We start from the raw sequence: 11,895 nt of genomic DNA, 5'->3' as shown, positions 1-11,895 counted from the left end.
CCGTGGTGAGGGGAACAGCCCGTAGAGTGGCGGGCATTGCGAGGGCAGGCACGACGTAGGAACGACCAGGGGGGCGGGCATTGACCACTGACGCGCACCGTCCCGGCTCCCGCATCCCGGACGCCCTGCTGCCGCCCTCCGAGCCGACCGGCCGCGACGCCGACGCACCGGGCGAGGAGAGCGCTCCCGGCCCCGCCCCTCGGGGCCCGCTCGTCCCCCCGAGGCCCACGGCACCCCCGCCGACGGCCGAGCGCCCCACGACCGTCCCCTCCGCACGCCCCACGACCGTCCCCTCCGTACCCCCCACCAACGTCCCCTCCGCGCGTCCCGCGCCCACCGTCCCGGCCCCACCGCCCGGCCTCCCACCGCGCCCGTCGACCGCTCCGAGCACCGCGCCCGTGGCCGCGATCCCGCCGCGGCCGACTTCCGCGCCGCGCACGGGTGCCGCGTCCGACCGTGCCACCGGCCCGGTCGCCGGCCCACGTCCCGCACCCGGCACCCCGCCGCGTCCGGGCGTCGCCGTGCCCCGCCCCGGAACCGCCGGGGACGACGTGCACCGCGTCGAGACGACCACGCGGCTGCGGCCGATCCGTGATGCCGCACCCGGTACCGACGCCGTGCCCCGGAGTGCGCAGACGTACGGGACGTACGGCGCCTACCGCGCCTTCACCGCGCCGCCCGAGACGCCCGTCGAGACCACCACCCGCCTCCGGCCCATCCGTGAGCGCCGCGTCGGCCGGGTCGTCGCGGCCGGGGCCTGCCTCGTCCTCGGCGTCGGCCTCCTCGGCGGCGCCCTCGCCGGAGCCGTCCTCGCCGCGACCGACGCCGGAGCGATCCCCGAGCCGGAGGGCTACACCGAGGCGGGCACCCTGTGGCACAGCGTCCCCGTCGACACGCTCTTCCCCCGTACCCTCGCCGGTCCCCGCAAGGGCCCCGGCGCCGCCGACCGCACCTGGACGCGGATCGTCGTCGCCCCCGACACCCCCTGCACGGCGGCCGTCCTGCCCAAGAGCGTGCTCACCACCCTCGGGCCCGTCGGCTGCGACCGCGTCCTGCGCGCCACCTACACCGACGCGACCTCCTCCAGCGTCATCACCGTCGGCCTCGTCTTCACCCAGGCCGACCCCACGACCAGCCGTACCCTCGCCACCGGGTCCGCCGCCCGCCTCGCCGCCGACGTGCCCCCCGCGCTCGCCGGCCCCGGCACCGTGGCCGCCCGCTTCGGCCCCGCGCAGCGCGCCAGTTGGTCGACCCGCGCCCTCGCGGACCTGCCCGTCCTCGTCACCGCCGTCTCCGGCTTCGCCGACGGCCGCCCCGTCGCCACCCCCGAACCCGCCGCCAAGGCCATGGCCGACGGACAGACCAGCCCCACCGCGCAGTCCGGCCTCGGCCACGAGGCCAAGGGCGTCGCCGACCAGATCGAACGCACCCTGCGCGCCACGGTCGCCACGGCAGCGAAGGACGCCGACACGTGAACCGGACCCTCCGCGGCCCCCGCACCCTCGCGGGCCTCCTCGCCGCCGCCTTCGCCGTCCTCCCGGCCACCACCACCCCGGCGTACGCCGACACCATCCGCGCCCGCCAGTGGGGCCTCGAAGCCCTCCACACGACCGAGGCCTGGCGCACCACCAAGGGCGAGGGCATCACCGTCGCCGTCCTCGACACCGGTGTCGACGCCGACCACCCCGACCTCGCCGGCTCCGTCCTCCCCGGCAAGGACCTCGTCGGCTTCGGCGCCACGCCCGGCGAGCGCGCGTGGGCCCGGCACGGCACGGCCATGGCCGGCATCATCGCCGGTCACGGCCACGGCAGCGGCCGTCAGGACGGCGTCCTCGGCATCGCGCCCAAGGCCGAGATCCTGCCCGTCCGCGTCATCCTCGAAGGCGCCGACAAGGCCCGCGACAAGGCCCGCAAGACCCGTGGCACCGCCCTCGCCGAGGGCATCCGCTGGGCCGTCGACCACGGCGCCGACGTCATCAACCTCTCCCTCGGCGACGACTCCAAGTCCGCCCACCCGGACGCGGGCGAGGACGCCGCCGTCCAGTACGCCCTGGCCAAGGGCGTCTCCGTCGTCGCCTCTGCCGGCAACGGCGGCGAGAAGGGCGACCACATCTCGTACCCCGCCGCCTACCCCGGCGTCGTCGCTGTCACCGCCGTGGACCGGTGGGGCACCCCCGCCGCCTTCTCCACCAGCCGCTGGTACTCCACCGTCAGCGCCCCCGGCCTCGACATCGTCATCGCCGACCCGGACCGCCGCTACTACTCGGGCTGGGGCACCAGCGCCGCCGCCGCCTTCGTCTCCGGCGCCGTCGCCCTCGTCCGCTCCGCCCACCCCGGCCTGACCCCCGCCCAGGTCAAGCAGCTCCTCATCGACACCGCCCGCAACCGTCCCAAGAACGGCCGCAGCGACGAGAAGGGCTACGGCACGGTCGACCCGGCCGCCGCGATCAAGGCGGGCCTCCGGCTCAAGGCCGCCGACCCCAAGAACGCGGCCGCCGGGTACGCGGGCCGCTTCTTCGGTCCGGGACCGCAGCCCGTCGCCGACGACGAGAGCAAGCCGATCGGCCTGCTCGCCCCGGCCGCCGGCGGCCTCGGCGCCGTCCTGCTCGTCGCGGCGGTCGTCCTCTGGCGCGGCGGCCGCACCACCGGGCCCCGCCCTCCGCGCTGACCGCCCCGCCACGGCGGTTAGGCTCGGTGCGTGGCGCTCAAGAACATCCCTGACCCCGGTTTCTCCGACGACGACGGAACCGCCGACCCGCGGCTCGCCGAGGCCCTCGCGGCCTGGGCGACGGACAGAACCGCCCACGGCCCCGTCCTGGCGGCGCTGAAGGACGCGCGACTCCTCGTCCCCGTCGTCGCCGTCCTCGGCGAGGTCGAGGAGGACCCCGGGACGGGGCTGCGCCGCGAGAAGACCAGCGACATGGCGGTGCCCACGCTCACCGCGGGCGACCGCCGCGCGCTCCCCGCGTTCACCTCGATCGCCTCGCTCGCGCTCTGGGACCCCGAGGCCCGCCCGGTGGCCGTCCCTCTGCACCAGGCCCTGCAGGCCGCCGCGCACGAGAAGGCGGACACCGTCGTCCTCGACCTCGCGGGCCCCGTCCCGTACCAGCTGACCGGACCGGCGCTGCTCGCCCTCGCGGAGGGCCGCACCAGCCTGGACCCGCTGGACGACCCGGCGGTACGGGAGGCGGTACGGAACGCGGTCGCCGCCGAGCCCGCGGTCCTCCGCGCCCACCTCGGCCCCGGCACCGCCGACGGCACCCTCGCGCTCGTCCTCGCCGACGACGCGGCCCCCGCGGAGGCCGCCCAGCGGGTGGCCCGTGGTCTGGCCGCCGACGAAACACTGAGGGCCCGCCTGGTACGCGGCCTCGACCTGGCACTCCTGCCGGCCTCGGCCACGCCTCCTGGCGAGCCCTTCTACGTACGGAACTGACTGACGGGGTCGGGGCCCCCGTACCCCCGACCGTGGGCTTATCCGTACACCGGCCCCGTGGCTGTGATCTCCCGGGGGGCGACCCCCGTACCCCCGACCGTGGGCTTATCCGTACACCGGCCCCGTGTACTTCTCGCCCGGGCCCTGGCCCGGCTCGTCCGGGATGATCGACGCCTCGCGGAAGGCCAGCTGCAGGGACTTCAGGCCGTCCCGCAGCGGCGCCGCGTGGAAGGAGCTGATCTCCGTCGCGCCGGCGTCCAGGAGCCCGGCCAGGGCGTGGACCAGCTTGCGGGCCTCGTCGAGGTCCTTGTGCTTCTCACCGTCCTCGGTGAGACCGAGCTTCACCGCGGCGGCGCTCATCAGGTTCACCGCGACGGTCACGATGACCTCCACCGCGGGGACCTCCGCGATGTCACGGGTCATGTCGTCGAAGTCGGGGGACTCGTTCTGGGGCGTCTCGCTCATGCCCCACACGATATGCGGACCCGGGCGCACTCCCGGCGCCGCCGTCCCCGTTCGCGAACCGGGACGGTCCCTGCTAACCTGGTGTAACGACCGGCCGGACACCTATGTGCCCGGCCCACAAGTGGAGGCTCCGATCTCCCACCTGGCCGCCCTCGCGGGCGGCGGGTCACCGGTCAGGTGGTGCCCATCGTTCCGTACGGACGATGGAACCGCCCGATGTGCGCCCCGCGGTTGACCGCGGCGGTGCTCCGGTATTTCCGTGGAGCCCCGCCTGTGTCCCGTCCGGGGCGTTTTTCATGTTCCGGCGCGGTTGGTCTCACTGTTACAGACATACGTGTCCGTCCGCCAGGCGGTCACGTGGTGCTACCGAGGAGGATCCATCAGCGCCGAGCCCCGCATCAACGACCGGATTCGCGTTCCCGAGGTGCGACTTGTCGGTCCCAGCGGCGAGCAGGTCGGGATTGTTCCGCTTGCCAAGGCCCTGGAGCTCGCACAGGAGTACGACCTCGACCTGGTCGAGGTCGCGGCGACCGCCCGTCCGCCCGTGTGCAAGCTCATGGACTACGGGAAGTTCAAGTACGAGTCGGCCATGAAGGCCCGTGAGGCGCGCAAGAACCAGGCGCACACGGTCATCAAGGAGATGAAGCTCCGGCCGAAGATCGACCCGCACGACTACGACACCAAGAAGGGTCACGTCGTCCGGTTCCTCAAGCAGGGTGACAAGGTCAAGATCACGATCATGTTCCGTGGTCGTGAGCAGTCCCGCCCCGAGCTTGGCTTCCGGCTGCTGCAGCGGCTGGCTTCGGACGTCGAGGAGCTTGGCTTCATCGAGTCCAACCCGAAGCAGGACGGCCGGAACATGATCATGGTTCTCGGCCCGCACAAGAAGAAGACCGAGGCCATGGCCGAGGCGCGTGAGGCTCAGGCCGCGCGCAAGGCGGAGCGTCAGGGCGTCTCGTCCGACGAGACCGCCGAGGCTCCGGCCGAGGAGGCTTCGGCCGAGGCTCCCGCCGAGGCCGAGAACCCCGAGGCGTGACCCGAGGGGCTGCCATCCAGGCAGCCCCGGGCCTCGCCCGGAACCACCACACGAGAACTGACGCTCCTGGATGTCCGGTGTCCGCACCGGGGGAGCGCCACTGACGAGGAGATAACGGCGCGATGCCGAAGAACAAGACGCACTCCGGTGCCAAGAAGCGCTTCAAGATCACCGGCTCCGGCAAGGTGCTGCGCGAGCGCGCCGGCAAGCGCCACCTGCTCGAGCACAAGTCGTCCAAGCTGACGCGTCGCCTCACCGGCAACGCCGAGATGGCCCCGGGCGACGCGGCCAAGATCAAGAAGATGCTGGGCATCTGATCTTGATCTCCCGCCCTCGGCGACGAGGGCATCCGGCCAAGACCGGGACCCATCCGTTTTCCGGGTCGTGTGAGTACCCCCACGGCCCCGCTACAAGGAGTTAAGAAGTGGCACGCGTCAAGCGGGCAGTCAACGCCCACAAGAAGCGCCGGGCGATCCTCGAGGCGGCCTCCGGCTACCGCGGTCAGCGTTCGCGTCTGTACCGCAAGGCCAAGGAGCAGGTCACCCACTCCCTGGTCTACAACTACAACGACCGCAAGAAGCGCAAGGGCGACTTCCGTCAGCTGTGGATCCAGCGCATCAACGCCGCTGCCCGCGCCAACGGCATGACGTACAACCGCCTCATCCAGGGTCTGAAGGCCGCCAACGTCGAGGTGGACCGCAAGATCCTCGCCGAGCTGGCCGTCAACGACTCGAACGCGTTCGCCGCGCTCGTCGAGGTCGCGCAGAAGGCCCTCCCGGCCGACGTCAACGCCCCGAAGGCCGCTGCCTGATCTCCAGGCCGCAGATCTTCTGCACCGGACCCGCAGGCCTTCGGGCCTGCGGGTCCGGTCGTGTTCGGGGCGCACAAGCCCCGAGCACGCCCCGGACCCCCGACCCGCCCGGACCCCGAAAAGAGCCACCGACCCCATGGGTACCCCCGAGCTGATCTCCCCGCGTTCGCCGCGCGTCGTCGCCGCCAGGCGGCTCGCCAAGCGCAACTTCCGGGGCAAGGACCGCCTCTTCATCGCCGAGGGCCCGCAGGCCGTCCGTGAGGCCGTCGAGCACCGCAGCGGCTCCGGTGAGCCCACCCTCGTCGAGCTCTTCACCACCGTCGAGGCCGCCGAGCGGTACGACGGGATCGTCGACGCCGCCCGCGCGGCCGGCGCCCGGGTCCACTACGCCGACGCCGCCGTCCTCGCCGAGGTCTCCCAGACCGTCACCCCGCAGGGCCTCGTCGGGGTCTGCCGCTTCCTCGACTCGCCGTTCGAGGAGGTCCTCGCGGCCAAGCCCAAGCTGGTCGCCGTCCTCGCCCACGTACGGGACCCCGGGAACGCGGGCACCGTGCTGCGCTGCGCCGACGCGGCCGGCGCCGACGCCGTCATCCTCACCGACGCCTCCGTCGACCTCTACAACCCCAAGTCCGTCCGCGCCTCCGTCGGCTCCCTCTTCCACCTCCCGGTCGTCGTCGGCGTACCGGTCGAGCAGGCCGTCGCCGGTCTGAAGAGCGCGGGCGTACGGATCCTCGCCGCCGACGGCGCAGGGCAGGACGACCTCGACGACGAGCTGGACGCCGGCACCATGGGCGGCCCCACCGCCTGGGTCTTCGGCAACGAGGCCTGGGGGCTGCCCGAGGAGACCCGGGCCCTGGCCGACGCCGTGGTCCGCGTACCGATCCACGGCAAGGCCGAGAGCCTCAACCTCGCGACGGCCGCCGCCGTGTGCCTCTACGCCTCCGCGCGTGCGCAGCGCCCCCGAACCTCCGGCTGAGGGGCTCCTAAGCGTCACCCGCACCTAGTAGGGTGACGAACTCGGGGGCCCACTGCGCTACACGGAGGGGTGGGGAACGGGGATGACGGTCGGCACGGACAGTCCCGCACAGGCACGGAGCGGCGCGCCGGATGCCCCGGAGGACCCGGACGGGTCCTCCACCGCGGCGCCCGGCATCCTCGGCATCGACCCCGACGAGCTGCCCGACGGTCTCGTCGTCGCCGACGCCACCGGACACGTCGTCTGTTTCAACGCCGCCGCCGCCCGCATCACCTCCGTGGCCCCGGGGAAGGCCCTCGGCCTCCCGCTCGACCAGGCGCTGCCCCTGGAGGACCTCAAGGGCCGCCGCTGGTGGACCCTCACCGACCCCTACGGCGGCCTCGCCACCCGGCGCGGCCAGCCGGAGCGCAATCTGCTCCTGCCCGGCGGCCGCGAGGTCCTCGTCTCCGCCCGGTACGTCCGCGAGCACCCCAAAGGGCCGGTCCGCCGCGTCGTCGTCTCGCTGCGCGGCACCGAGGCCCGGCGTCGTACCGAACGCAGCCACGCCGAGCTCATCGCCACCGTCGCCCACGAACTCCGCTCCCCGCTGACCTCCGTCAAGGGCTTCACCGCGACGCTGCTCGCCAAGTGGGAGCGGTTCACCGACGACCAGAAGCGGCTGATGCTGGAGACCGTCGACGCCGACGCCAACCGCGTCACCCGGCTCATCGCCGAGCTCCTCGACATCTCCCGGATCGACTCCGGCCGTCTCGAGGTGCGTCGCCAGCCCGTCGACATCGCCGCCGCCGTCGGCCGCCACATCCAGGCCCACACCACCGGCGGCCAGTCCCCCGACCGCTTCTTCGTCCGCGTACGGCCCCAGCTGCCCGACCTGTGGGCCGACCCCGACAAGGTCGACCAGGTCCTCGGCAACCTCCTCGAAAATGCGGTGCGCCACGGCGAGGGAACCGTCACCATCGAGGTGGCACCCACCTGCGACACCCCCGACGGAGAGAAGGGAACGGCGGTCACCGTGAGCGACGAAGGCCCCGGCATCCCCGAGGAGTCGATGGGCCGTGTCTTCACCCGCTTCTGGCGGGGGAGCAAGCGTGGTGGCACCGGACTCGGCCTCTACATCGTCAAGGGCATCGTCGAGGCCCACGGCGGAACGATCACCGTCGGACGCGGTCCCCGCGGCGGCGCCGAGTTCCGATTTATCCTGCCCGTCGGCGCCCCGGCCTATCTCGCCTGACGAGATCACCAGCCGCCCGGGCCGCCCACGGGCTCATTCGCGTCCCCGCGCCCCGTTAGACTCGACCTTTGGCACGTTTGCGCCCTTGTCGTCGAGCGGGGCCGCCCAGCCAGCCAAACGGAAGCACGGGAAGAGATGTCCGCACCCAATAAGTCGTACGACCCGGTCGAGGTCGAGGCCTTGAAACCGGCAGAGATCGAGCGCATGCGGGACGAGGCGCTCGCCGCCTTCGCCGCCGCGGGTGACCTCGACGCGCTCGCGCACGCGAAGGTCGCGCACACGGGCGGCACCTCGCCGCTCGCGCTGGCCAACCGCGAGATCGGCGCGCTGCCGCCGCAGGCCAAGGCCGCGGCCGGCAAGCTCGTGGGCCAGGCCCGCGGCGCGGTCTCCAAGGCCCTCGCCGCCCGCCAGGCCGAGCTGGAGGACGAGCGCGACGCCCGCGTCCTGGTCGAGGAGGCGGTCGACGTCACCCTGCCGTACGACCGCGTTCCGGCCGGCGCCCGCCACCCGCTGACCACGCTCATGGAGCGGGTCGCCGACGTCTTCGTATCCATGGGGTACGAGGTCGCCGAGGGCCCCGAGGTCGAGGCGGAGTGGTTCAACTTCGACGCCCTGAACTTTGTGCCGGACCACCCGGCGCGCCAGATGCAGGACACCTTCTTCGTCCAGGGCCCCGAGGGGACGACCGGCGACGAGTCCGGTGTCGTGCTGCGGACGCACACCTCCCCGGTGCAGGCCCGCACGCTCATCGAGCGGAAGCCTCCGGTCTACGTCGTCTGCCCCGGCCGCGTCTACCGCACCGACGAGCTCGACGCCACGCACACCCCGGTCTTCCACCAGATCGAGCTGCTCGCCGTCGACGAGGGCCTGACCATGGCCGACCTCAAGGGCACCCTCGACCACATGGTCCAGGCGCTCTTCGGGGCCGACATGAAGACCCGGCTGCGCCCGAACTTCTTCCCCTTCACCGAGCCGTCCGCCGAGATGGACATGCTCTGCTACGTCTGCCGCGGCGAGTCCGTCGGCAACCCCGACCGGCCCTGCCGCACCTGCGGCAGCGAGGGCTGGATCGAGCTGGGCGGCTGCGGCATGGTCAACCCCAAGGTGCTCGTCGCCTGCGGTGTCGACCCGGAGAAGTACAGCGGATTCGCCTTCGGGTTCGGCATCGAGCGGATGCTGATGTTCCGCCACAACGTCGATGACATGCGAGACATGGTCGAGGGTGACGTCAGGTTCACCCGGCCGTTCGGGATGGAGATCTGATGCGGGTCCCGCTTTCTTGGCTGCGGGAGTACGTCGACCTGCCGGCGACGGAGACCGGACGTGACGTCCAGGCCAAGCTCATTTCGGCAGGGCTCGAGGTCGAGACCGTCGAGCGGCTCGGCGCCGGCCTGACCGGCCCGCTGGTCGTCGGCAAGGTCCTCACCATCGAGGAGCTGACGGAGTTCAAGAAGCCCATCCGCTTCTGCACCGTCGACGTCGGCCAGGCCAACGGCACCGGCGAGCCCCAGGAGATCATCTGCGGCGCCCGGAACTTCGCCGAGGGCGACAAGGTCGTCGTGGCCCTGCCCGGCGCCGTGCTCCCCGGTGACTTCCGGATCGCCGAGCGCAAGACGTACGGCCGGGTCTCCCGCGGCATGATCTGCTCCGGCGACGAGCTCGGCATGGGCGACGACGGCTCGCACGGCATCATCGTGCTGCCGCCCGAGCTCGAGATCGGCATCGACGCCGCCGCGCTCCTGGAGCTGCACGACGAGGTCCTCGACATCGCCGTCACGCCCGACCGCGGCTACTGCCTCTCGATGCGCGGCGTCGCCCGCGAGACCGCCATCGCGTACGGCCTGCCGCTGCGCGACCCGGCGTTGCTCGACGTGCCCGCGCCGAACTCGTACGGCTACCCGGTCCAGGTCACCGACCCGATCGGCTGCGACCGCTTCACCGCGCGCACCGTCGTCGGCCTGGAGCCGGAGGCGCGCACGCCGATCTGGATGCAGCGCCGACTGCAGAAGGCCGGCATGCGCCCGATCTCGCTCGCCGTGGACATCACCAACTACGTGATGCTGGAGCTCGGTCAGCCGCTGCACGCCTACGACCGCACCCGGCTCGTGGGCCCCATCGGGGTCCGCCGCGCCGAGCAGGGCGAGAAGATCACCACGCTCGACGGCACCGTGCGCGTCCTGGACGCCGCCGACCTCGTCATCACCGACGACCGCGGGCCGATCGGCATCGCGGGCGTCATGGGCGGCGCCAACACGGAGATCGCCGATCACGCGGACCTCGCGGGCGCCACCACCGAGGTCGTCATCGAGTCCGCGCACTTCGACCCGATCTCGATCGCCCGTACCGCTCGTCGGCACAAGCTGGCCTCCGAGGCGTCCAAGCGCTTCGAGCGCGGCGTCGACCCGCAGGCCGCGGCTGCCGCCGCGCAGCGCACCGTCGACCTGCTCGTGCTGCTCGCGGGCGGCACGGCCGAGGCCGGCGTCACCGAGATCCTCGCGCCGTCCGCACCCCGTACGGTCACCATGCCGGCGGACCACCCGGACCGCGTCGCCGGCGTCGCCTACGGTCGCGAGACCGTCGTCCGCCGCCTCCAGGAGGTCGGCTGCGACGTCTACGGCCAGGACGAGCTGATCGTCACCGTCCCGTCGTGGCGTCCCGACCTCGCCGAGCCGAACGACCTCGCCGAAGAGGTCATCCGGCTGGAGGGGTACGAGAACCTGCCCTCGACGCTGCCCAAGCCGCCCGCCGGGCGTGGCCTCACCGAGAGCCAGCGCACCCACCGCCGGGTCGGCCGCGCGCTGGCCGGCGCCGGTTACGTCGAGGCGCCGAACTACCCGTTCATCGGTGCGCAGGTCCTCGACCAGCTCGGCCTGGACGCGGACGACGCCCGTCGTCGCGTGGTCACGCTGGTCAACCCGCTCTCCGACGAGGAGCCCGCGCTCCGTACGACGCTGCTGCCGGGCCTGCTCGGCGCGCTGCGCCGCAACAACGCGCGCGGCAGCCACGACCTGGCGCTCTTCGAGACCGGTCTGGTCTTCCGGCCGGGCGACCGTCCGGGCGTCGCCGTCCGGCTGCCCGTCGACCGCCGTCCCACCGACGAGGAGATCGCCACGGTCAACGCCGCGCTGCCCGCGCAGCCGCGCCGCGTGGCCGTCGTCCTCGCCGGGGCGCGCGAGCAGGCCGGCTGGTGGGGCAAGGGCCGCCCGGCCGACTGGGCCGACGCCATCCAGGCGGCGCGTACGGTGGCCGCCGAGGCCGGTGTCGAGCTGATCATCAGCTCCGACCAGCACGCCCCCTGGCACCCGGGCCGCTGCGCCGCGTTCCACGTGGTCGCGGGCGGCGAGAAGGTCCTCGTCGGCCACGGCGGCGAGCTGCACCCGCGCGTCGTCAAGGCGCTCGGCCTGCCCGACCGCACCTGTGCGATGGAGCTGGACCTGGACCTGGTGGAGCAGGCCAACGAGGGCCCCCTGAAGGCCCCGAGCATCTCCTCCTTCCCGGTCGCCACGCAGGACGTCGCCCTGGTCGTCGACGCGTCGGTCCCGGCCGAGACGGTCGAGACGGCGCTGCGCGACGGCGCCGGTGAACTCCTCGAGGCCATCCGGCTGTTCGACGTGTACACCGGCGACCAGGTCGGTGCGGGCAAGAAGTCCCTGGCGTACGCGCTGAGGTTCCGCGCCACGGACCGTACGCTCACGGTCGACGAGGCCAGCGCCGCGCGCGACGCGGCCGTCGCCCTCGCGTCCGAGCGCACGGGAGCCGTGCTCCGCGGCGCCTGACGCGTCCCGCTCACGGAGGGGGGGGGGGGGGGGGGGGGGGGGGGGGGGGGGGCCCCCGGCGGGGGGGGGGGGGCGGGGCCGGGGGGGGGTTGCCCCCCCCCCCCCCCCCCCGTGGGGGTGGCCGTCAGAAGGGCCAGTTGTCGCTGTCCAGGACGTCCTCCCAGGCG

11 protein-coding genes are annotated in these 11,895 nt (G+C 73.3%); 10 read left to right on the top strand and 1 reads right to left on the bottom strand.

What is annotated here, in order from left to right:
* Positions 1-80: 80 nt before the first annotated feature.
* Genes ACGFYP_RS23250 through ACGFYP_RS23240 form a run of 3 tightly spaced genes read left to right on the top strand, consistent with a single transcriptional unit; the run spans position 81 to position 3,433 of the window.
* Positions 81-1,475, top strand: a complete 1,395-nt coding sequence (locus ACGFYP_RS23250; protein WP_393496688.1) for a hypothetical protein — start codon at positions 81-83, stop codon at positions 1,473-1,475.
* Positions 1,472-2,668 (top strand): type VII secretion-associated serine protease mycosin, encoded by a 1,197-nt coding sequence (mycP, locus tag ACGFYP_RS23245; RefSeq protein WP_393496685.1) that lies wholly within the window; start codon positions 1,472-1,474, stop codon positions 2,666-2,668. The genes ACGFYP_RS23250 and mycP overlap by 4 nt, the downstream gene beginning before the upstream one ends.
* Before the next feature lie 30 nt (positions 2,669-2,698).
* Complete coding sequence (locus ACGFYP_RS23240) at positions 2,699-3,433, top strand: SseB family protein (protein WP_393496682.1); 735 nt, start codon at positions 2,699-2,701, stop codon at positions 3,431-3,433.
* A gap of 105 nt (positions 3,434-3,538) precedes the next feature.
* Here ACGFYP_RS23240 and ACGFYP_RS23235 read toward each other — a convergent pair whose 3' ends face one another.
* Entirely contained in the window at positions 3,539-3,898 is a 360-nt protein-coding gene (locus ACGFYP_RS23235; protein WP_361963549.1) for a DUF1844 domain-containing protein, read from the bottom strand.
* A gap of 334 nt (positions 3,899-4,232) precedes the next feature.
* On the opposite strand from ACGFYP_RS23235, the gene infC reads away from it, so the two are divergent.
* From infC to pheT, 7 genes are all read left to right on the top strand, one after another.
* A complete protein-coding gene (infC, locus tag ACGFYP_RS23230; RefSeq protein ID WP_393496677.1) occupies positions 4,233-4,934 on the top strand; it encodes a translation initiation factor IF-3 in 702 nt (233 codons plus the stop codon).
* Positions 4,935-5,056: 122 nt separating this feature from the next.
* Positions 5,057-5,251: a 50S ribosomal protein L35 gene (gene rpmI / locus ACGFYP_RS23225; RefSeq protein ID WP_019884943.1), complete on the top strand. Its 195-nt coding sequence runs from the start codon at positions 5,057-5,059 to the stop codon at positions 5,249-5,251.
* A 107-nt stretch (positions 5,252-5,358) separates the two neighbouring features.
* A complete protein-coding gene (gene rplT, locus ACGFYP_RS23220) occupies positions 5,359-5,745 on the top strand; it encodes a 50S ribosomal protein L20 (protein WP_361963545.1) in 387 nt (128 codons plus the stop codon).
* Between the two features lie 136 nt (positions 5,746-5,881).
* Positions 5,882-6,721: an RNA methyltransferase gene (locus ACGFYP_RS23215; RefSeq protein WP_361963543.1), complete on the top strand. Its 840-nt coding sequence runs from the start codon at positions 5,882-5,884 to the stop codon at positions 6,719-6,721.
* Between the two features lie 82 nt (positions 6,722-6,803).
* A complete protein-coding gene (locus tag ACGFYP_RS23210) occupies positions 6,804-7,952 on the top strand; it encodes an ATP-binding protein (protein ID WP_393496670.1) in 1,149 nt (382 codons plus the stop codon).
* A gap of 135 nt (positions 7,953-8,087) precedes the next feature.
* Positions 8,088-9,215 (top strand): phenylalanine--tRNA ligase subunit alpha, encoded by a 1,128-nt coding sequence (gene pheS / locus ACGFYP_RS23205; RefSeq protein WP_361963539.1) that lies wholly within the window; start codon positions 8,088-8,090, stop codon positions 9,213-9,215.
* Positions 9,215-11,728 (top strand): phenylalanine--tRNA ligase subunit beta, encoded by a 2,514-nt coding sequence (pheT, locus tag ACGFYP_RS23200; protein ID WP_393496666.1) that lies wholly within the window; start codon positions 9,215-9,217, stop codon positions 11,726-11,728. The genes pheS and pheT overlap by 1 nt, the downstream gene beginning before the upstream one ends.
* Positions 11,729-11,895: the final 167 nt, after the last annotated feature.

Source organism: Streptomyces sp. NPDC048370 (assembly GCF_043200825.1).
GTDB lineage: Bacteria > Actinomycetota > Actinomycetes > Streptomycetales > Streptomycetaceae > Streptomyces.
The sequence above is the reverse complement of the archived record's forward strand: the minus strand, read 5'-3'. Positions and strand labels throughout refer to the sequence as shown.